We start from the raw sequence: 21,603 nt of genomic DNA, 5'->3' as shown, positions 1-21,603 counted from the left end.
ACTCGTCCTCTAATCTTTATTCGTAGTGCAGCGCATCAGTCGGACTCATGCGGCTGGCCATCCATGCAGGATACAAAGAGCACACAATCGTCATCGCATAAATCACCATCATGGCGATTCCAGCGGAAAGAAAGAAGCTGCTCCAATCCATAAATTTGGCAAAAATACCAGTAAACGGCAACTGTACCAGAAACACCAAAGCGACTACCATTGCCATGCTACTTAACAACACTTGCTCGGTAATAATTTGACTGTAGATTTGCAGACTGCTAGCACCGACGGCGCGACGCAAACCAATTTCGGGAATACGACTATTGACGTTCTGCCACAGCACACCAAACAAACCGAAACACACCATCAACAACAAGAAGCTTGCAATAAAGATCGGTGGCGCGAAGAAGGTTGCTTTCTGGCGCAACATTTCATCACGGGTTTCATCTAAGACCGAAATATCGTACTCGATATCATTGCGCACCAATTTGAGCTGTTGATGCAGCTTAATTTCAAAATTGCGCGGCGTTCCCGGCTTCACCTTGATAATCAAATTGGTAAGTGGATTTTCGCTGATACTCGAATGACGGAACAAAGCAATGTTTTCATAGCCCATGAACTCACCAAAATATCGGTAGTCTTCGATGACGCCGACAATGCGATAGAACTTCGGATCTTTTTGCCCCATATCAGAATTCGTCATCAGTTTTCCTAAGGGATCCTCGTCACCGAACATTTTCTTCGCAAGACGACGATTGATCACCGCCGCCGTTTCGCTGGCGCCTTCGTCTTGTTGGGAAAACCAGCGTCCACTTACGACGGGAATTTTTAAGGTACTCTGGCTTGCATCATCAGCTGTAACAAAATATGTGCTCAGTTTCTGCCCAGATTCAGTACCTCGAAAATCTCCAACAAAGGCCGAATTACTATATGGCCCAAATTGAACAAAACTCACTGACTCCACTTCCGGCATCGCTTGTAAGCTACGGCGAAAATTCTCAACCAACTGAGGATTCGGTTTGCTCAATACATCCAACTCCGTTTCAAAGCTGACGCGCCAACGATCTTCGTAATCGAAACCGCGAGTCTGATGATAGAGACGAGAATTGTGTACAAAGCCAACCACGACACCGAAGATCACCACGAAAATCAGCAAAATCTCTGCACTGATCATCAAGTTCTTGCCTTTGCGCTTCCACAGCGACTTTAATAAATGCTTCAACATTAGGCATTTCCTTTCAATGCAAAAACGGGATCAAGACGCGCCATGCGCCATGCTGGAACAACGCCAGAGACGATGCCAAACACGACAGTGATCACAAAGCCATAAGCGAAGATAGAGAGATTGACGCCTAAATTAAGGCTCGGCAAAAATCCAGTGTGATTAATCCACACAAGCAGACCATGGGTCAGCAACAAAGCAATCAAGCAGCCAACCAAAGAGAGCATGACATTCTCGACCAAGAATTGTTTAACCAACTCAAAGGTAGAAGCGCCAAACGCCTTGCGAACACCGATCTCGGCGCTTCTTTCTTTCATGCGCCCAAGATTGAGATTGACCAAGTTCAAAGCTGGCAGCAGCATAAAGAGAAACATCAAAACAATAATCCATCCCATCGCTTGTTCTGCGCCCGAATCCTCGCTACGTGAGTCACTCGAAAAGCCGCGAGCAAAAGCGTCGAACTCTGTGTTCGCTAACAAGAGAGTTTTCGTCCACTTAGCCGGATCTTCTTCGACGATATGCTTACCGCGCTCATGTACTTCTCGTTTAAGAGCATTCACCTCTTTACTGCTCTTCGCCATCAGCACTGCAGAAAAATCCCCAACCAAACTATCTTTGTAATTACTGGAAGGCATGGTTGAATGTGGCGCCCACATTTCAGGATTACCGGTGCCCTTCTGACCATCATCAACTACGCCGATGACTTCATATTGATGACTACGGACATTGAGTTTTTGCCCTATTGCTGAACCTTCACCGAATAGCTTTTTGGCGATGACTTGATTCAAAACCACCACTGATCGACCTTGCTCCACATCGTCCGCTTGAAACAAGCGTCCTGCCAACAATCGATACTGATAGATCTCCCAAAACACCGCATCGGTAAAACGCATGTTGAGCTTTTCAACGCGATCTTCTTGATATACCGCTACTTGTATCGGGCGCGACACTGCACTCACTTTTTCAGCATTTGGAATCGGGCGTAGGTAAAGCTCGATCAGTTTGTAGCCGAGCCCCGTACTCATGGTCATGTCCTTGCCCATCTTCGTGTAGTGATTGACCGTCACCACGCGATCACGATTAACGTCCACACCAGATGGTGCAAAGCTATGTTCCATCATGGCCGTCACCGCCAGCAACACCACCAAGGTCAACACGATGCAAGCCAAATTGATCAAAGTGAACATCTTGCGTCTGAGGTAAACCTTGTTCGCCATCAGGAGATAATTCTTCAGCATATCGCCTCCTAGGACACCAATTGGCCATCAAACACACGCACGATGCGACCACTCTGTTTGGCATGACGTTCATCATGCGTCACCATCACCACGGTGGTGCCCTCGCGATTGAGCTGTAACAGTATCTCCATCACTTCAGCACCCATATGACTATCGAGATTCCCAGTCGGCTCATCGGCCAACAGAATTTCTGGCTGGCCGACCATGGCACGCGCGATCGCCACCCGCTGTTGCTGACCGCCCGATAATTGATTCGGATAATGCTCCATACGCGCACTGAGGCCGACTTTGGCCAGCGCTTGTTCAGCCAATTCACGGCGCTGCTTTGCAGTCGATTTGCGATACAGCAGCGGCAATTCAACGTTATCGATGACACGCAGATCATTAATCAAATGGAAGCTTTGAAAAATGAAACCGAAAGTTTTATTGCGCATCTGCGCCAACTCTTTATCGCTCCACTGATGTAGCTCTTGCCCGTCAACTTTGATTGTGCCTTGCCCTGGTCTGTCTAACAAACCAAGAAGATTTAGTAAGGTACTTTTGCCGCACCCACTCGGTCCCATGATCGAAACAAACTCGCCTTTTCCTATGCGTAAGTCAATATCACGCAAGGCAATGGTTTCTACTTTGTCGGTCATGTATGTTTTACTGACCTTGTGCAGTTCTATCATGGGATTTCCTTCCACTAAAATTCTGAATCTGTTTGAGATGTATTCTTGAATCGGATGTTGAATTGAAATCGCATCCGCCCTAGCGCACTCGAAAACTGTCGAGGTGCTTAAATTTACTGACGTCGGAGACGATGAGTTTGTCGCCCGCTTTCAAACCGCTACTGGCAAGCACTTCCACATGTTTGCCATCGGCCATGCCGAATTCCACAGTACGTTTTACCGCCGTGCCATCTTGCAAAACAAAGACTTCTTGCCGGCCTTTGCCGTTGATGGCGGGACCCGCATCGGCTACCAAGGCTTGCTCTTTTTGATCCGTGACAATATTCGTTTCCACGCGAAGTTTGTGGCGTAAAGCAGGATGATGTGGCTCAGCCAAGCTCACGATGAGCTTAACGGTTCCATTCTGAATTTCCGGCAAGATCGTTTGGACTTCACCGCGAATCACCTGTCCGCTGTATTCCACCCGCACCGCTTGCCCTGGATTGAGGTAGCGCGCATAGAAATCGGAGACACTGGCTTCAACGCGGAAATTATTGAGCTCAGAGACTTTCGCAATTAACTGCCCCGTATTGACGCTGGCGCCCTCATCGGTCATCGCCCAGGTCAACAAACCATCAAACGGTGCTTTGACCTGAGTCTGCGCCAATAGGCTTTGCTGCAATTCCATTTGTTTTTGGAAGATCGAGCGTTGCAGTCGAGCGCTCTCGATATTGTTGTGGGTCGTTTTGCGCGTGTCGACCAAAGACTCTTTATGCTGACGGAGTTGCACTTCATTACGCTTGACCGCCAACTCCGCTGCCTGCAAATCGACTTGTGAGGTGATGCCGGTCGCACCAAGTTTCTGATAGCGTGCGAGTTTCACCTTATTGCTTTGCAAATCCAATTCTAACAATTCGATTTCACTGGCGATTTTCTTCAACTGTGCATCTAACTCGCTGCTAAGTGTTTGAACGCGGATTTCTTGCTGCGAAATTTGCTCGCGCAAATTATCAATCGCCACACGAATCGCTTGATCATCCAATACCATCAACAGATCGCCGGCCTTTACCGTTTGGCCGGCTTTCGCCACAACTTTGGTAACGCGGGTCTGTGCTGGACTAGAAAGCTGCTCTTCGCGCACCGGAATCACAATGCCCGAAGCATTGATCGTATTGTCGACCTTCGCCACACGCAATTCGGATACCCGCAATTCCGACAGAGAAGCCGATTGCGTCGCGATACGGTTCACACCCCAGCTCGCACCGACAATCGCGAAGCCAACGACGGCGCCGATCATCCAACGACGTCGTTGCCGTTGTTGTAAGACTTGAGGATTGATGGCTTGATCCATATTGCACTCCATTGCGGGTTATTGTTTGATTCAACCCTATCTTTTGCAAGTCTCGTGCCAAGCGCACACCAATCAAATTAATCATTTAAATTCAATCACTTATCATTAAATTGCTATCATTAAAAGTTTTCCCGAGATGAATGAGAAGTGCGCCTACGAACGAGCGAGTGCGAATTCGCACATCAGCTCAAGGACGAAAAAAAACCGTGAAGTGCGATGACTTCACGGTTTTCTGTTTGTGGCTTAGTTTGTGACTTAGTTTGTTGCTTACTTACTTCGATGCTTGAACGGATCAATGGATGTTCGCATCCACCCACGCTTTCATCGCTGGAGCGCGTTCATCACGTATTTTCAAACGCGTTTTGATGCCCGCAATCACACGTTCCATTTCACCGCGTGAGCTTGGATCAAGATTGTCTTTGGCGTAGGCATTCAGTTTGTCGACGATGGCTAAGTCACTAGCGCCGGCGATCAAACCTGGGAAGTAACGGCTACGCGAAGTCGCGTCGACTTTCGCATTCACTGCTGGCAAATTCGCCATCACGAAATCAAACGTCATCTCAGTATGCTCACCAGCGACGGTGCGTATCATGCTGGCGCTGGTCGTCAAACCAGGTTCTTCCGTCAATGCCAGATCCAGTGCGCGTTGTGCGAGCTTCTTATCTTTGGCCGTGGCTAATAGGACGTACAGGCTATCTTTGACCATCGCCGACTTTTCATTTTGAGCGCGAGTGCGCAATGCATTCCAGGTCGCCTCATCCGCATTGCGCGCGGCGATCGCCAAAATCAAACGGCGCAAATTGGCTGGTGCGGCTTCTGGATCGCTATCCATTTGTTCGAATCGTCGTTTCGCCTCTGCCAAAGTCGCAGCATCATCAAGCCCCGCCAACAATCCAATCATTTCGCTACGGAAGTTGGCGTAATAACCTGGTTCGCCTTGCTTCGCATTCCACGTCAAACGATTCATCACTGGCGTCAATTTGGTACGGGCAAATTGTTTGAATTTCTGCGTGCGTTCTTCATCACCTTTCAAGAAGCCCAAGTAGCCAGACAAACGACCTAAGCTTGCTGCCGCCAAATGCAGGCTGGCGTCGTTCGGTGTGGCACTCGCCAAACTCAGAAAATCAGCCATCGGTTGATGTCCAACGACCGCCATGGCATTCACATCGGCCAAAGTTCCGACTTGATCGATCGTCTTCAGTTGTGCAAAGTTTTGTGCGATTTGGCTGAACACTTTCGGCGCATACAAGGTGCGGTAATAACCATTCTGACCGGCGTTAATCACCACAGTGCCACACGCTGGCAAAGTCAAACTACCCTTGCCATTCATCACCAAAGTACGGCCTTCAACTTTGGTACCTGCGACTTGGGCTACCACCGGAACTTGCCAAGATTTAGGCGCCCGTTGCGGTTCATCGCGAGAGAACTCCAACTGCGACAAACTAACGATCGATTTGCCATCTTTGCAAACCACGTCATCGACCCGAATCATAGGCACGCCGGGTTGTTCAGTAAAGTCTTTAGCGATCGCTTTGATCGGCTTACCAGCCGCTTTTTCAATCGAATCAAAGAAATCTTTGGTCACCGTGCTGCCGTAGGCATGTTTCTTCATGTACGCACGCACGCCCTTGCGCCATGCATCCTCACCGACATAATTTTCCAACATGCGGATGACGGCTTCACCCTTTTGGTAAGTGATCGTATCGAAGGCTTGATTGGCTTGTTCGACGGTCTCGATATGTTGCACCACTGGATGTGTCGTTTTCATCGAATCTGGTGCCATCGCCGATTCACGCACCCCGATCGCATTAAACTCAGGCAACCATTCTGGATGCAAACTTTGCGTCACGCGATTTTCCATCCACGATGCAAAACCTTCGTTTAACCACAAATCATCCCACCACTGCATGGTGACCAAATCGCCAAACCATTGATGCGCTGTCTCATGTGCGGCGGTGATAAAGATGTTCTCTTTGTCGGCTTGGGTCGAATACTTCGGATCAAACAACAGCACATTTTCAAACGTAAAAATCGCACCCCAGTTTTCCATCGCACTGAAGAATTGACTTTGACCAGGCGCCGCCACGTTATCCAACTTCGGCAAAGGATAACGCACACCAAAATAATCATTCAAATAGCGCAGAATACCGGCCGATTCATCTAAGGCAAAGCGGGCTTGTTCAAGACTACCGCGCTTGGCCACAACACCAATTTCTACGCCCTGTGATTTGATCGTCGCACGATCGAACTCACCGACTCCGAGGAATAAAAGATAAGTCGACATTTTTGGCGAGGTCGCAAATTTCACCCAAGTTTTGCCATTACCAAGATCCTTGGTCGCAACCGCTGGCATATTGCTGACCGCCAAATGTTCGCTCGGAATCGTCACGTCCAGATTAAAAGTCGCTTTAAAAATGGGCTCATCCCAAGATGGCATAAAGCGACGTGCATCGGAGTTTTCAAACTGGGTGTACAGAGCACGCTTTTTAGCGCCATTCATTTCGTAATCGAGTGAGAACAAACCAACGGCTTGTGTACCGATTACACCATCGTAATCCATACTCAACTGATACTGCCCCTTGGGCAACTCCGTGCCAAAACTGAAGGTCGCACTTTGATTTTTTTCATCAATTTCGACTTTCGCTTCCGCACCAACTTTACGTCCTTTGGCGTCAAGCAAGCTCACATTCTTGAATTGCATGTCGATGGCATTGAGTGTGATGCTCGGCATCGCTTTGCTCAATTCAAGCTTGATTTTGGCTTTACCGCTGAACTTCGCTGCCGCCGCGTTCGGCGTTACAGAGACGTCGTAATGCAATGGACGTACCCCGCGTGGCAATTGGCTCGTGACCTTGTCGAAGTCAACCGCCGCCGAACTCTTCCCTGCATGAGTTGGCAGCGTCGAAGCAGTTGTCGCATTGGCCACGCCTGCTACTGCGGCAGTTGCGCCCAAAGTCAGCGCCAAGACGGCGACAGAAATCAAACTACGTTTCATACTTTTCCCTCTTCCTTTTTATTGTGGTATTCCTTATTCAGCATTGCAGAGTGAATGCCGAACTATTTTTTAACTATTCCATTCTTTAACGAGTGAGGTGCTGACTACATTCTCAGCCAGATTTGCGTGACATCGTTCTCTGTTTCGACATCAGACAAACACTTGCCTATTTTACAAACAACAAAAGCTTGGAACGATGGCACATCAAAAAGTTCAATGCCTGTGCCAGATAGGATTACTCTAGGACCACACCATGATCACACCATGCTCAGACACCATAAGTCAAAATTAATCCAGTGAAACCGTGCGATACGCATTCACCTCACTCGGACTGACTATACTCGCTCTATTACCCCAGCTATTACGCACATAGGTCGCGACCAGAGCGACTTCGGTATCATCGAGAACATAAGAAAATGGTGGCATGCCGAACGGACGTGGATGTTTCTCGGTCGACGGTGCAAAGCCACCCGCCAAAATTGCTCGGATCAAATTACTGCTGGAATCGCGTTGCACAGATGCATTTCCGGCTAATCTCGGGTAAATACCATACCGACCTTTACCATCATCAAGATGGCATGCGGCACAATGTTGCCGATACAGTTTTTCTCCTCGAATCATCAAAACTTCCAACTCCTCTTGACTCACGCTCGCCCTCTGCAAACTGCGATCAAGGAAATCTGCCTCTTTCACAGGCTTGGTGCTAGACCGACGCGCTTCTGTCTGCAAATATTCTGTCATCGCAGCCACGTCGTCATCGCGCCAACCCTGCAGACTGGTCTTGACGACTTCAGCCATCGGCCCTAACAGTGCGCGATGTTGATTTTGTCCTTGCTGTAACAGTTGCGCTAATTCTTCACTTGAAAACGACGCCACGTGACTATCACGCGCATCTTGCAAGGATGGTGCATACCAAAGCGACGCAAACATGGTCGCGCCAGATAAGTCTGCACTTCCACTGCTGCCGCCTAAGCCATTGCGCGTCGCATGACATGCACTACAGTGCCCTAAGGCACGCACCAAATACGCGCCGCGGTTCCAGCTCGCCGTTTGTTGCGCTTGATAAGGTAACTCACCAGTCCGGAAGTACAAGGCACGCCACCACGCCAGAGTCCATCTTTGATTGTAAGGAAAGTCCAAGCGATGTTCTTGATTAGCTTGAGCCACAGCAGGCAAAGTCTGCAGATAGCGCCACATCGCATCCGCGTCAGCACGTGTGATGTGCGTGTAATTTTCGAATGGGAAAGCAGGATAAAGAAGCCGCCCTCCCTTGCCCTTGCCATTGTGAAGTGCATTCCAAAAATCATCAGCGGACCAAGTACCGATTCCATGCGTTTTATCAGATGTAATATTGGGCGCATAAAAATCGCCATAGGCAGAACGTAATAATCGCCCACCGGCGTAAGGCTGACCACCCGCCGCGGTATGACAAGCCATGCAATTGGCTTGCTTGACGAGGTAAGCGCCACGCGCTAACTCACTCTCTGGGGTCGCTATGCTGACAGCATTGGCTGCACCAGCTGAGTTGGCTGAATTGGTCGGACTAAGGATATGTTGATCAAGCCCCCAATAACCATAGATACCCAGACCTGCGACAGCGAGTACCAACAAACCCAGTGCAAACAACACCAGTTTCTTCATTAGTTGGATATGCTTCATGGTTGTATGCTCCCACATTGCATGGGCCATGCTGTTGCGGTGCTCGTTTGATTAGCTCGCACTGTTGCTGATGCTGTAGCACGTGCTGGCGCGGGTTTGGTGTCTTGTGGGATCGCTTGATTGGCCAACCAAGTTGAGACCGCTTCGATATCATCTGCACGCAATTTTTTCGAGATTTCCGCCATACAGTCAGGCGAATGGGCGCGTCGATTTCCGGTTTGCCATGCGCCAAGCTGACTGACAAGATAATCACGCGGGAGACCGAGCAAGCCTGGCACGAAAGGCGCTTCACCTGTCAATCGATCGCCGTGGCAACTAATACAGGCAGGCAAAGCACGTTGCTTGTCACCTTGCATCACCAAGGCTTTACCGCGTTCCAACACTGTCGCACTGGCCGCGCTCGCAACTGGCGCTGCATAAGGTGGATTTTGTGATGCAAAGTATTGCGCCATCTCCTGCAGATAAGCGTCAGACAGATGCGCCACGAGGTAATTCATTTGAGGGTAAGTGCGCTTGCGCTCACGAAAATTCAATAATTGATTGAAGAGATAACCCGCTGGTTTGCCCGCAATACGCGGGAAATATCCTTGATTAGTCGAACGACCTTGATCGCCATGGCAACCGACACAAGCTTGGACTCGTTGCTCGATGCTGTCGGTGAAAACAGGCAAGGACGAAGCGGCCTGCGTTACTTTGCTATCGCCATTTTGCGCACCGACCAAACCTGTCACGCTCATACCCAGCGTCAGTACCATAACGAGATGTAATGAGCCTAGTCGAGAAGACATGTAATTTGACACATGCACTTGCATCTGTGCCGAGCGCAATAGCGCTAAAGAAGGAAATCGAAATACCATGGGGGGACAGGATAAAAAACAAATTGAAAGAACTTCGGGTAAAGCGGCGAAGTGTTCAATGCGGGGCAAACAAAAATACCGTTAGTGCGATCAAACTAAAAATCCAGTGAACCCATATTGGGCTCACTGGATTCAAAACTTCCAGATCAAAATTCAAACGTCAAACCAAACGAAAAATCACTGTGCTTCTTTAGTTTTGCCAGCTAACTTCGGCATCACTTCTGCGGCGATTTTCTTATTGGTTTTGATGAGTTCAATCTCATCACTCAAGATGTTGGCAGCTTCTAACAAAAACACGTCTTTCGCTTCCTTATTGGCTTTTTCTTCAGCCAATTCGGCAGCCAAACTGCGCTCATTTCCTTGCAAGCCATCGTCTTGATTGTTATTGAGTTTGGATTTCGCTTTCAAACATTTTTCCGAAGATTTTTCTTTGCAATCGAGCGAGGCGCGGTAGGCTTCGCGTTCTTTGATTTTCTTCTCACGTGCATCACGTTCGGCACGACGCTCTGCTTCATTCAAAGAAATCTCTTTCTTCTCTTTTTGCTGTTTGTATTCAGCGATATCTTCTTTAATGAATTGGAATTCCTTGTCTTTGGAAATACGCATTTCATGGCGCACTTGCAGCATGCCTTGCACGTCTTTCAAATTACCCACGGTTTGGTAATCTGCTGGTTTGATTTGCACCCAAGGTAAGGCATTTTCATACGCCGATTCACCGTAAGTGTCGGCATCCACAAAGCTAGGATAAGCGATGTCTGGTGTCACGCCGCGCAATTGAGTCGTACCACCATTGACGCGGAAGAACTGCGCCACCGTCATTTTCAAATCACCGTATTGAGGTTTGTCACTACGCGCCATTTGATCCAAACTGATCACGGTTTGCACAGTGCCTTTACCAAAACTATTTTCACCGATAATTAAACCGCGACCATAGTCTTGAATTGCCGCCGCAAAAATTTCAGAAGCTGAGGCGGATCCACGATTAATCAAAACGCCCATTGGGCCATCCCAAGCAATCACACCAGCTCCGTCGCGCTCGACATGAACTCGGCCCTGTGCATTTTTCTGTTGCACCACTGGGCCTTTGCCGATGAACAAGCTAGTCAATTCGACCGCTTCATTCAAAGAACCACCACCATTGTCACGCAGATCGATCAAGACGCTATCAACCTTCTCCTTCTTGAGTTCACCCAACAAACGGGCTACGTCGCGCGTCGCGCTCTTGAAGTCTTTGTCGCCACGACGACGGGCGTCGAAATCTTGGTAGAAAGTCGGCAATGCGATGACACCAATACGGCGTGTGGCGTCACCTGACTTCACTTCCATAATCGATTTTTTCGCTGCCTGCTGTTCTAGCGTGATCTTGTTACGCACCAGCACTACGGTCACATGTTTACCATCTGGTCCTGCATCCGCTGGCAACACATCTAAGGTCACGGAAGTATCTTTTTGACCGCGAATCAAAGCGACCACGTCATCCAGACGCCAACCCATGACATCAACCGTGGGCGCATTGGCACCTTGTCCCACACCGACAATTCTGTCACCCACTTTCAACTTGCCTGACAAAGCCGCTGGGCTACCAGGTACCAACTCGCGAATCGTCGCCATCTCGTCACGATCTTGTAAAGTCGCGCCGATACCAGACATCGACAAACGCATGGCGATATCAAAATCTTCCGCTGCTTTAGGCCCTAAATAATTGGTATGTGGCTCAACCGACATCGCATACGAGTTCATGAATAACTGGAACACATCTTCGCTTTTGAGTTTATTCATGCGCGTCATGGTCGTTTCGTAACGCTTAGACAAAGTCGTGCGAATCGCTTCTTTTTCTTTGCCGGCAATCTTCAAGCGTAGCCAATCATTCTTGACGCGTTGACGCCAGAGCTCACGCATCGCCACTTCGTCTTTTGGCCATGGCTCTTTCTCGCGTTGATACTTATAGCCTTCGTTGACAGTGAAATCAAACTCACTATCGAGCAATTCACGTGCATATGTCAGGCGTTCTTTGAAACGCTTCTGATACAAATTGAACATCGCGAATGGCACACTCAAATCTTGATTCAAAATCGCGTCGTCCAAGCGCGTTCTTGCGCTGTTAAAAACATCGATATCGCTCTGTAAGAAAAACACGTGATCTGGATCGAGCGACTTCAGATAGCGATCAAATGTCTTAGCCGACATTTCGTCATCGAGTGGAGTCGCTTTGTAATGAAAACGCGTCAAAAATTCCGCCGTCATATTGGCAGCTTGAATTTGTTGCGGCTGTGGTCGGAATTCGGTGACAAGCAGAGGTGCTTTAGGGTTGGCAGGGGTCGCTGGTTGCGAGTTCGGTTGGGCGGTGGCAAAGTGCGTACTAATCACCAAACCGAGGGCGATACTTATCAAAGTTTTCTTCATCTTCAATCTCCAATTCGGATCATTTCAATGTCTGACAGCCTCACTCGCTAGACAAGCACGCTACAGAGTTCCATGACCCGCTTATTTCCATTATTCGCGTTATACAGATTCACCATCGAGGATGCCAACATTCATCAAGCACTAAACTAAATCTGTCAGAATTAAAATCAACATCACGCATTTCATTGCCATTTTTAAAACACGAATAAATATTGACAACACCATCGCTTGAGTCCTACCAGAGCCTCTTTGCGATCGACGCTGCAAGCATACCACTAGTTATGCCTCTCGGCAGCACTCCGCTTCTGTTGAAATCACGGTTTCATCACAAAGCGCGGCAGGCAATCCGTCTAGTTGCCTACACTGCGACCTTTACTTGACCACGTAAAAAGGAGAAAGTTCTCTCTAAAAGATCGTATTCTTATAGTTTCTGGAGTGAATTGAGCCAGATAACGTGACGAACAAGAACACAATTTCGCCTCAAAATGCTAACAATTCGATACAAAATATCATCTTCTGAAGGCCTGCCTCCGCGCTTCTTTTCTTGAGTCCCTCGCTATGTGATCGGCAAATCGATTTGCACCTCGGTGCCCTTGCCTATTTTTGATTCAATTTGGAAATGGCCGTTCAAGAAAACACAGCGCTCCCGCATTCCGGTCAAACCTATCCCAGCACTCATCTGTTCCGTGTCAAACCCGTGTCCATTATCACTGACTTTGATGACTAAACGACCGTCCCTCATGCGCAAATCGATCATCGCCTCGCTCGCTTGGGCATGTTTCATAATATTGGAACTCGCCTCTTGAATGATGCGATACACGGAGAGTGCAAGGTCTGAAGACAAACTAGAGAACTCACCTTCTGACTGAAAACTAAAATGACAGGATTGCCCGCCCTCGTTATACAAGCGCAGCATCTCCTCAATGGCGCCGCGCAAACCCATTACCTCCAACACTTCTGGGCGCAAGCGTCGCACTAGATTGCGGCCGTTCGCATACAGCCCAAGCGCCATTTCGACCACGTTCTTTGCGCGCGCTTGGATATCATCAAAAACTTTGGGATCAGACGTCGTTTCGCTCTGGAGTTGCGCTTTTGCAGCGATGCGCGCAATCCGTTCAGCTTCTAAGCGTACTGCGATCAAAGAAGCATTCAGTTCGTCATGGATTTCGACAGCGATGCTCTGGCGCTCTGCTTCTACAATCGCGTTCACCTTTTGAATCAAACGACGCTTCTCAGCATCAGCCTTCAAAGCCTCATTGCGAGAAAGCATCAACTCATGGGTTCGTTCTGCAACTTTGGCTTCTAAGTTTTGCCGTGCTTGATCAAGGCTTTCTGCCATTTCATTGATCGATTGCTGCAACTCACCGATTTCGCCACCCGAACTCAATTCGAGTTCTTGTTTCGTTTGCCCCGCACGAATGGAACGCAAGACTTCAATCGCATCACGTAAAGGTCGCGTAAGACTGGTTGAAAGCATCCAAGCTACAACACCGCTAATTGATAATGCCAGCACCGACATGAAAAGTTCGACACCAAATCTGACCTTCTGCCTGGCCAGCAGATAACTATGCGTCATCGTCACTTTAACAAAACCTAAAACTTGGCTCGAGCGTTCTTTTCCAGTACCCGACTTTTCAAGCTTAGCCTTGGAAGTCTCGTCCAATAAGATATTCGCCCAAATAACTTGCTTCAGGATCGGCAATTCAGTTGAATGTGATTCTGGCTTTACACCGAGGCTATTTTCAACGTGTGTTATTTCTTGATGAAAGGGATCATAGACGTCGATCCTGTAGATGCTGCGATCAGACTGCATCACTCCATAAATCATCTGCTTGACTGCCTTGTCATTACTCGACACCAAGTGCTGTTCAAGTCCTTCCGCCAATGCGGTTGAGATTAGTTTTGCGCGCCCGTCTAGATCTTCATGAACCTCTTTAAAGCGTGAATAGTAGGAGTACCACACAGTCGCCCCAAACAAATACACAATCGGAAAGATCGCGATCAACAAAATGCGTTGTCGAATACTCCAATGCTGCCAGGAGAGCTGGCGCACCATATTCTTCAATGATGTAAGCGCTTTATGAAACACGGATGGCCAACTCATTCACTTCCCAATCTTAGGGCTCAATCAAACCATGTTTTACAGCCAATTTGGTAATCAGCGCTGGTCGATGTATGCCCAACTTTTCTTTGACAGACTGGCTGATGTTACTGATCGTTTTCTGCGACAGGTCTAGCTTTTCAGCCATCTCCACATTGGTCAAACCTTCAGCCATCATGATGAAGATTTGCAGACTGCGCTCGTCGAGTAAAGTTTGTGGTGAAGGATCTCCGCGCACCGACAAATTCGCCAAACGCTCGGCGATACTGGGCATGAAATACAATTCTGCTTCACTAGCTTTTTGTACCGCCGTGGCCAACTCGGCCGGATCACAATCCTTGGTCACGAACGCCCGCGCGCCGATGCGGTAAGTTTCTTTGATCAAGGCATCTTGGTCAAACTGACTGAGAAACACGATATTCGCATGCGGTTGCGTTTGCAGAATCTCTTTCGCTGCATCGAGGCCAGTGAGTTCCGCACCAAATCGAATATCGAACACCATCACGTCGGGATGCAACTCGCGGTACATGCTCACCGCCTCTTGCGGCGTACGCGCCTGTCCCACCACATCCATTCCCTCAGCTTCCAGGGACATGGCAAAACCCTTCATCACAATGGGATGATCATCGGCCAAGCAGACTCGGATTCTCGCTTCATCGGACATAACTCCCCCTACAAATTGTCAATTTATTATTTACTTACTGGATCGTCTCAAGACAAGTGAATCGTTCACAGAAACTTTTCGCAATATTTTTGCTAGTAACTAGCAATTTTGAGACAGTGTATCGCATAGCTTCCGCGCGCACCAAATATTTCAGCAATTACCTATAAGCCTTTGTTTTAACGAGACTTTCTTCAGTTGAAATCCTGGTTTGAAAGGAGCAAACCTATTTTCCTCTGATTAACGAAACCAAACAGAAATCAAATAGGATTCAAAAATACCTTTCAAATAACTTGCAAATTGCTAGTTACTAGCATATTCTAATTCCAACGATACGCACAAATGACTTACGGAAAGTGCCTACCGTGTTTTAAACGAACTTTTCAATTGGAGCAGATCATGGACTTCCACACCACAGCACAAAGCCCAAAGAGCAAATTACCTTCACTCGCATTTGCGGTTGGCGCACACGCCATCATGTTATGGATCGCCATGCAAGCGGTACAGGTCATTCATCGCGATGAAAAACGTATCATCGACGTGATCGATCCGCCAAAGTTGACTGAACCACCTAAGCCAATTGATATTGAAGTTGACCATAGCAAGGTGTTGCCACCACCATCGCAAAGTTTTTTCCCTCCGCCAGAAGTTGAAGTTGAAAGAGCGACTTTCGAGACAAGCGTAACAGGCACTCAGGTGGTGCCTGAAAACAAGGGGTTCACAAAAACGGAGCCTGGATCTGATCCAAACACAACGACTATCACTAAAGAACACGCGCCAGTGCATGTTGCTGCGGTCGTCGACGCTAAGGCTTGCGATAAACCTGAATATCCACCGCGCTCTTTGGCGCTTGGCGAAGAAGGTGTCGTGTTCTTAGCGATGTTGATCGGACCCAATGGCCAGGTTTTGGAAAGCCGCATCGAAAAATCGAGTGGTTCAAAAGCCCTCGATAAAGCCGCCGTCAATGGTTTGGCTTTATGTAAATTCAAGCCTGGCACTGTCGATGGGGTACCTGAAAAATCATGGGCGAAATTGCAGTACGCTTGGACCATTAACTAAACCTCTATCTGCGAGAGCATAGTCGACCAGTCCGCTGCGCTCTGCATTCGAGGCATCTCATTTTTTCCGAGTAGTTCACTTCGTAAAGTTTACCCTCCTCTTTAGCGCGACGTCGAATCTTCGAGTCGCGCTTTTTTTCTTTACGCGATCACGACAGCAAACACCGAACTCTTTACGACTTCTTTATATCGCTCTCTCTACAATTTTGACTATCTAGAGCGAGCACACGCATCCTTTCCAAGTGCGCTCGTGATCAACTTTGTCGAAGGAGCATAGCCATGAAACTATTCACAATCATTCAACATTCAAGCGTCGCCCTACTACTAGGCTTCGCGACCCAAACAGACTGTTTGGCACAAACCGAAGCCAACAAAACTTCAGACGACTCGACACTCAGCTTTAACCTTGGCGCGACTAGTGACTATCGTTACCGCGGCATTTCACAATCCCGATTGGAAGCCGCTGTGCAAGGCGGTGCCGATTTCAATTTACCTGCGACAGGTTACTACGCCGGCACCTGGATATCGACGATTACTTGGATACGCGATACACCGAAAGCGGGTGCTACTCCTATGGAATGGGATCTCTACGCCGGAAGAAAAATCAGTCTGAATGATGATGCCAGCCTCGACCTTGGCAGCCTCGCCTACGTCTACCTCAATAATCGTCTCGATACGATAGGTTTGCGCAATGCCAATACGCTCGAGATCTATGCGCAAGTCAACTATGGTTCACACTATTTCAAGCTTTCGCATGCCGTCAGTAATCTGTTTGGCATCGTTGACAGCAAGCGCAGTAATTACCTCGATATCGGCAGCAACCTTGAAGTTGCGCCACGGTGGACTATCAATCTTCACGCTGGAAAACAATTCGTCAATGGCGTCAACCGTCAACTCGCCAGCTATCAAGACTACAAGATCGGAATCACTAAAGATGTCGGTGATGGCTTGAATGTGAGTCTTGCTGTCATCAGCACCAATGCCAATCCCAACTTCTATAGCTCACCTGCCAATACAAAAAATCTTGGCAAACGAGGCTTAGTAGCGAGTCTTGTAAAGGCCTTCTAAACACCACCGGTGTTGTCACTTTCGAACTATGGAGAGAGTGTGTGAACTAGGCCTTTGTTTACAACTTTTTTACACCTCTCGCCCGAAGTTAAACGACATCTTTACATACCGAAGAATAAGCTGCTTCTCAATACAAATGAGTTCAACTCAGCGTCGATTAATTCAGCTTCGTTCAACTCACTTTGAATTGGCAGCACATTCACACTTTCAGTAGGAATTCTCATGGATATTAGCTATTTAATTGGATCGATGCTCCTGCTCATCCTGACACTTGCTTTGCTCTCTCTCTGTCGTCGTTTGGGAGGTGAATAATGCTTGGTTTCTACATTGCGGGCGCTGTCATTGCGCTACTCCTCTTAGCCTACCTCGTGTACGCACTGATTAATCCGGAGGCATTCTGATGAATCATTCAATCCTTGTTCAGCTGGGAATATTTCTGATCGTTCTCGGCATTCTTGCCTACCCTCTTGGCTCTTATATCGAACGCGTGATGCAAGGCGAAATGCATTTTCTGAGCCGCGTACTTGGGCCGATCGAAAGGGCAATTTATAGACTGTCCGGTATTGATGCGAAGAGTGAATCGGGATGGAAACCCTATGCACTGGCATTGTTAGCCTTTAATTTCCTTGGCGTCTTGGTGGTCTACGCACTGCAACGACTACAAATATGGCTGCCATTCAATCCACAAAATATGCCCGCCCCCAGTCCTGATTCAGCGTTCAATACAGCAATTAGTTTTGTCAGTAACACCAACTGGCAATCCTACAGCGGTGAATCAAGCATGAGCTATTTGACGCAAATGTTAGGGCTCACAGTACAAAATTTCTTTTCTGCTGCGACCGGCATTGTCGTCGTCATTGCATTAATACGTGGTTTCGCTCGCCACTCCAGTAAAACCGTCGGTAACTTCTATGTCGATTTAGTGCGTAGCACCCTCTACATTTTGCTACCCCTGAGTATTGTCTTCGCGGCTTTATTGATGGGGCAAGGCGTCATTCAAAATTTCGCTGCTTACCAGACCGCAGAACTTGTCGAAGTACAGCAGTATCAAGCGCCCGTAATGAATGTCGACGGAAAACCACGCCTCGATGCCAATGGAGCTGCGGTCACTGAAACAAAGACACAAACCACACAATCGCTGCCGATGGGACCGGTCGCCTCGCAAGAAGCAGTCAAATTGCTCGGCACCAATGGCGGTGGCTTCTTCAATGCCAACTCGGCCCATCCGTTTGAAAATCCGACGCCGCTGTCAAACTTCATGCAAATGATTGCCATCTTTTTGCTTCCTGCTGCACTGTGTTTTAGCTTTGGTCGCATGATAGGCAACGCCAAACAGGGATGGGTGATCTTGCTCAGTATGAGCATCTTGTTTATCACCTTCGCCGTTTTTGCCATGCTCGCCGAACAACAAGCCAATCCGGGCATCCTCGATCTCGGTATTGATCAAAGCCTAGGCAATATGGAAGGGAAAGAAAGCCGCTTCGGTACGACCGCAACCGCCCTATTTGCTGCCATTACGACTTCCGCTTCGTGTGGTGCAGTCAATGGCATGCATGATTCATTTACCCCTTTAGGTGGCTTGGTACCGATGGTTCTGATGCAACTCGGTGAAGTCGTATTTGGTGGCGTCGGCTCTGGTCTGTATGGCATGCTGATCTTTGCGATATTAGCCGTGTTTATCGCAGGTTTGATGATAGGCCGAACCCCCGAATATCTCGGCAAGAAAATCGAAGCCTATGAGATGAAGATGGTCGCACTGGCGATCCTGATTACTCCTCTGTTGGTCCTCGGCTTCAGCGCACTTGCAGTGATTCATCCCGATGGACTGGCCGGACTGGCAAACCCTGGCGCGCACGGTTTCTCCGAAATTTTGTATGCCTATAGTTCGGCTGCCAACAATAACGGTAGCGCCTTTGCTGGTTTGTCAGCGAACACACCGTTCTACAACATCAGCACCGCAATCGCCATGTGGTGTGGCCGCTTCTGGATCATTGTTCCAGTCTTGGCGATCGCCGGCTCCTTAGCGCAGAAGAAACGCTTACAGGAAAGTGCCGGAACACTACCCACCCAGGGGCCTTTATTTGTCGTGCTGTTGGTCGGCACCGTTTTGATTGTTGGCGCCCTCACCTACATTCCTGCGTTGTCCTTGGGTCCTATTATCGAGCACTTCATGCTGTTACCGAAGTAAGACTCGGCGAAGAACACTAACCGTCATTCTTAAGCACCAACGAAAGTAGAATTGTATGACTTATCCATTACAACAGTCACTCATGAGTTCAGAGATTTTGCTGCCTGCGTTGAAGGCCGCATTTCGCAAATTGCATCCACGAACTCAATTAAGAAACCCCGTCATGTTGATTGTCTATGTCGGCAGTGTATTCACCACGGCCCTTGCGCTGCAGGCCTTGATAAGCAAAAGCGAAGCACCTGCGCCTTTCATCATCGCAATCAGCTTATGGCTATGGTTCACCGTCTTATTTGCTAATTTTGCCGAAGCGCTCGCCGAGGGCCGCAGTAAAGCGCAGGCGGCTGCGCTGCGAGAAGCCAAACAAGATGTACGTGCCAAGAAATTGATCGCACCCAGACTTGACGCCACGCGGCTGCTCGTCAACGGCTCAAGCTTAGTCAAAGGTGATGTGGTTCTAATCGAAGCTGGCGATATCGTTCCAGTCGACGGTGAAGTCATCGAAGGTGTGGCCTCAGTCGACGAGTCTGCCATCACCGGGGAATCAGCACCAGTGATACGCGAGGCTGGCGGTGATTTCAATACCGTGACTGGTGGCACCAAAGTCTTGTCCGATTGGATCATCGTTCGCGTCAGCGTCAATCCTGGCGAAGCATTTCTCGACAAAATGATTGCCATGGTCGAAGGCGCAAAACGCCAGAAGACTCCCAACGAGATCGCCCTGAGCATCCTGTTGGTGGCACTCAGCATTATTTTTCTGCTGGCGACGGTTAGCTTACTACCGTTTTCTTACTATAGTGTCGTCGCTGCTGGAAAAGGTGAAGTGGTTAGCATGACCGTCTTGATTGCTCTACTCGTGTGCCTGATTCCGACCACCATCGGTGGCCTACTCTCGGCGATTGGTGTCGCGGGCATGAGTCGTATGATGCAAGCCAATGTCATCGCCAACTCTGGTCGAGCCGTGGAAGCTGCTGGCGATGTCGACGTGCTGTTACTCGACAAAACCGGCACGATCACACTGGGAAATCGACAAGCTAGCGCTTTCTTTCCTGCACCGGGCATCAAAGAAGAAGAATTAGCAGACGTCGCTCAACTAGCATCACTTGCTGATGAAACGCCCGAAGGCCGCTCCATCGTCGTGCTTGCCAAAAATCGCTTTCAGTTACGGCAACGCGAAACGAGCATGATCGGTGCGAACTTCGTTGCATTTTCGGCGCAGACGAGAATGAGTGGTGTCGATTTACCGCATGATCGCGACCCGCGTTGTCTGCGCAAAGGATCCGCTGATGCCATCCAACTCTACCTCGAACAATTCGGGTCCAAACTTCCGCCCGCTGTGAGCGAGACGGTTGATCAAATTGCCCGTCGCGGCAGCACACCTTTGGTGGTGATCGACGATCAACGTGTCATGGGCGTGGTTGAGCTCAAAGATATCGTCAAAGGCGGCATCAAGGAGCGCTTCGCGGAGTTACGACAAATGGGAATTAAGACCATCATGATCACCGGTGACAATCGTCTAACTGCGGCAGCGATCGCTGCTGAAGCCGGCGTTGATGACTTCCTCGCAGAAGCAAAACCCGAAGACAAGCTGAGTTTGATACGTTCCCATCAAGCGCAAGGAAAATTGGTGGCAATGACCGGCGACGGTACTAATGATGCCCCAGCACTCGCGCAAGCCGATGTCGCGGTGGCGATGAATAGTGGCACTCAAGCCGCGAAAGAGGCTGGCAATATGGTCGACCTCGATTCTAATCCAACCAAATTGATTGAAATTGTTGAGATCGGGAAACAAATGCTGATGACACGGGGTTCACTGACGACCTTCAGCATTGCGAACGACGTTGCTAAATACTTCGCCATCATTCCCGCTGCATTTGCGCTGACCTATCCGCAACTTGACGCTCTCAATTTGATGCATTTGCATAGTCCCAATAGTGCGATTCTTTCGGCGGTCATTTTTAATGCACTCATCATTATTTTCTTGATCCCCTTAGCTCTGAAAGGCGTGACCTACCGTGCACTGGGCGCGGCCACCCTACTGAGAAATAATCTTCTCATTTACGGTTTAGGTGGCTTAATCGTTCCCTTCATCGGTATCAAATTGATTGATCTGGTACTCACCGCTTGTGGTTTCGTCTAAACCCTGTTGCGCCATTTAATTTCA

Annotated in this window: 15 protein-coding genes; 5 read left to right on the top strand and 10 right to left on the bottom strand. The window is 48.7% G+C overall.

The window, feature by feature from the left end; genetic code table 11:
- Positions 1 to 16: 16 nt before the first annotated feature.
- The 10 genes from RF679_RS06240 to RF679_RS06195 all read right to left on the bottom strand — a co-directional run bounded on the left by RF679_RS06240 (position 17) and on the right by RF679_RS06195 (position 15,131).
- Positions 17 to 1,216, bottom strand: coding sequence for an ABC transporter permease (locus RF679_RS06240; RefSeq protein ID WP_309483357.1), 1,200 nt, complete (start codon positions 1,214 to 1,216; stop codon positions 17 to 19).
- Positions 1,216 to 2,451 carry an ABC transporter permease gene (locus RF679_RS06235; RefSeq protein WP_309483356.1) on the bottom strand — a complete coding sequence of 412 codons (1,236 nt, stop codon included), beginning with the start codon at positions 2,449 to 2,451 and terminating at the stop codon, positions 1,216 to 1,218. Before RF679_RS06235 ends, RF679_RS06240 begins: the two co-directional genes overlap by 1 nt.
- An 8-nt stretch (positions 2,452 to 2,459) precedes the next feature.
- On the bottom strand, positions 2,460 to 3,122 hold the full coding sequence (locus RF679_RS06230) for an ABC transporter ATP-binding protein (RefSeq protein ID WP_309483355.1): 663 nt from the start codon (positions 3,120 to 3,122) through the stop codon (positions 2,460 to 2,462).
- A gap of 79 nt (positions 3,123 to 3,201) precedes the next feature.
- On the bottom strand, positions 3,202 to 4,452 hold the full coding sequence (locus tag RF679_RS06225) for an efflux RND transporter periplasmic adaptor subunit (RefSeq protein WP_309483354.1): 1,251 nt from the start codon (positions 4,450 to 4,452) through the stop codon (positions 3,202 to 3,204).
- A 292-nt stretch (positions 4,453 to 4,744) separates the two neighbouring features.
- The gene (locus tag RF679_RS06220) at positions 4,745 to 7,447 is read right to left on the bottom strand and encodes a M1 family metallopeptidase (RefSeq protein ID WP_309483353.1); all 2,703 of its coding nucleotides are present in this window, start codon (positions 7,445 to 7,447) and stop codon (positions 4,745 to 4,747) included.
- 288 nt (positions 7,448 to 7,735) lie between these two features.
- Complete coding sequence (locus RF679_RS06215) at positions 7,736 to 9,106, bottom strand: cytochrome c (RefSeq protein WP_309483352.1); 1,371 nt, start codon at positions 9,104 to 9,106, stop codon at positions 7,736 to 7,738.
- Entirely contained in the window at positions 9,103 to 9,894 is a 792-nt protein-coding gene (locus RF679_RS06210; RefSeq protein ID WP_309483351.1) for a c-type cytochrome, read from the bottom strand. The genes RF679_RS06215 and RF679_RS06210 overlap by 4 nt, the downstream gene beginning before the upstream one ends.
- Before the next feature lie 246 nt (positions 9,895 to 10,140).
- The gene (locus RF679_RS06205) at positions 10,141 to 12,366 is read right to left on the bottom strand and encodes a carboxy terminal-processing peptidase (protein ID WP_309483350.1); all 2,226 of its coding nucleotides are present in this window, start codon (positions 12,364 to 12,366) and stop codon (positions 10,141 to 10,143) included.
- A 556-nt stretch (positions 12,367 to 12,922) separates the two neighbouring features.
- Positions 12,923 to 14,470 carry an ATP-binding protein gene (locus RF679_RS06200; RefSeq protein WP_309483349.1) on the bottom strand — a complete coding sequence of 516 codons (1,548 nt, stop codon included), beginning with the start codon at positions 14,468 to 14,470 and terminating at the stop codon, positions 12,923 to 12,925.
- A 13-nt stretch (positions 14,471 to 14,483) separates the two neighbouring features.
- Positions 14,484 to 15,131, bottom strand: a complete 648-nt coding sequence (locus RF679_RS06195) for a response regulator transcription factor (RefSeq protein ID WP_309483348.1) — start codon at positions 15,129 to 15,131, stop codon at positions 14,484 to 14,486.
- Positions 15,132 to 15,527: 396 nt separating this feature from the next.
- Between RF679_RS06195 and RF679_RS06190 the strand changes: the two genes are divergently transcribed.
- The 5 genes from RF679_RS06190 to kdpB all read left to right on the top strand — a co-directional run bounded on the left by RF679_RS06190 (position 15,528) and on the right by kdpB (position 21,579).
- Positions 15,528 to 16,187 (top strand): energy transducer TonB, encoded by a 660-nt coding sequence (locus RF679_RS06190; RefSeq protein ID WP_309483347.1) that lies wholly within the window; start codon positions 15,528 to 15,530, stop codon positions 16,185 to 16,187.
- 278 nt (positions 16,188 to 16,465) lie between these two features.
- Positions 16,466 to 17,254 carry a TorF family putative porin gene (locus RF679_RS06185; RefSeq protein WP_309483346.1) on the top strand — a complete coding sequence of 263 codons (789 nt, stop codon included), beginning with the start codon at positions 16,466 to 16,468 and terminating at the stop codon, positions 17,252 to 17,254.
- 311 nt (positions 17,255 to 17,565) lie between these two features.
- The gene (gene kdpF, locus RF679_RS18900; protein ID WP_373921745.1) at positions 17,566 to 17,655 is read left to right on the top strand and encodes a K(+)-transporting ATPase subunit F; all 90 of its coding nucleotides are present in this window, start codon (positions 17,566 to 17,568) and stop codon (positions 17,653 to 17,655) included.
- Positions 17,655 to 19,442 carry a potassium-transporting ATPase subunit KdpA gene (kdpA, locus tag RF679_RS06180; protein WP_309483345.1) on the top strand — a complete coding sequence of 596 codons (1,788 nt, stop codon included), beginning with the start codon at positions 17,655 to 17,657 and terminating at the stop codon, positions 19,440 to 19,442. Before kdpF ends, kdpA begins: the two co-directional genes overlap by 1 nt.
- An 82-nt stretch (positions 19,443 to 19,524) precedes the next feature.
- Positions 19,525 to 21,579, top strand: a complete 2,055-nt coding sequence (gene kdpB, locus RF679_RS06175) for a potassium-transporting ATPase subunit KdpB (RefSeq protein ID WP_373921758.1) — start codon at positions 19,525 to 19,527, stop codon at positions 21,577 to 21,579.
- The last annotated feature ends 24 nt before the right edge of the window (positions 21,580 to 21,603 follow it).

It is taken from the genome of Undibacterium cyanobacteriorum, from assembly GCF_031326225.1.
In the GTDB taxonomy this organism is placed as follows: domain Bacteria; phylum Pseudomonadota; class Gammaproteobacteria; order Burkholderiales; family Burkholderiaceae_D; genus Undibacterium; species Undibacterium cyanobacteriorum.
This window is presented reverse-complemented; position numbering and strand designations above follow the sequence as displayed.

Coding starts and splice junctions, on each gene's coding strand:
- kdpF (WP_373921745.1), top strand. CDS start 17,566: ATGCTTGGTTTCTACATTGCGGGCGCTGTCATTGCGCTACTCCTCTTA.
- RF679_RS06195 (WP_309483348.1), bottom strand. CDS start 15,131: ATGTCCGATGAAGCGAGAATCCGAGTCTGCTTGGCCGATGATCATCCC.
- RF679_RS06235 (WP_309483356.1), bottom strand. CDS start 2,451: ATGCTGAAGAATTATCTCCTGATGGCGAACAAGGTTTACCTCAGACGC.
- RF679_RS06200 (WP_309483349.1), bottom strand. CDS start 14,470: ATGAGTTGGCCATCCGTGTTTCATAAAGCGCTTACATCATTGAAGAAT.
- RF679_RS06220 (WP_309483353.1), bottom strand. CDS start 7,447: ATGAAACGTAGTTTGATTTCTGTCGCCGTCTTGGCGCTGACTTTGGGC.
- kdpB (WP_373921758.1), top strand. CDS start 19,525: ATGAGTTCAGAGATTTTGCTGCCTGCGTTGAAGGCCGCATTTCGCAAA.
- RF679_RS06190 (WP_309483347.1), top strand. CDS start 15,528: ATGGACTTCCACACCACAGCACAAAGCCCAAAGAGCAAATTACCTTCA.
- RF679_RS06205 (WP_309483350.1), bottom strand. CDS start 12,366: ATGAAGAAAACTTTGATAAGTATCGCCCTCGGTTTGGTGATTAGTACG.
- RF679_RS06240 (WP_309483357.1), bottom strand. CDS start 1,216: ATGTTGAAGCATTTATTAAAGTCGCTGTGGAAGCGCAAAGGCAAGAAC.
- RF679_RS06230 (WP_309483355.1), bottom strand. CDS start 3,122: ATGATAGAACTGCACAAGGTCAGTAAAACATACATGACCGACAAAGTA.
- kdpA (WP_309483345.1), top strand. CDS start 17,655: ATGAATCATTCAATCCTTGTTCAGCTGGGAATATTTCTGATCGTTCTC.
- RF679_RS06225 (WP_309483354.1), bottom strand. CDS start 4,452: ATGGATCAAGCCATCAATCCTCAAGTCTTACAACAACGGCAACGACGT.
- RF679_RS06215 (WP_309483352.1), bottom strand. CDS start 9,106: ATGAAGCATATCCAACTAATGAAGAAACTGGTGTTGTTTGCACTGGGT.
- RF679_RS06185 (WP_309483346.1), top strand. CDS start 16,466: ATGAAACTATTCACAATCATTCAACATTCAAGCGTCGCCCTACTACTA.
- RF679_RS06210 (WP_309483351.1), bottom strand. CDS start 9,894: ATGTCTTCTCGACTAGGCTCATTACATCTCGTTATGGTACTGACGCTG.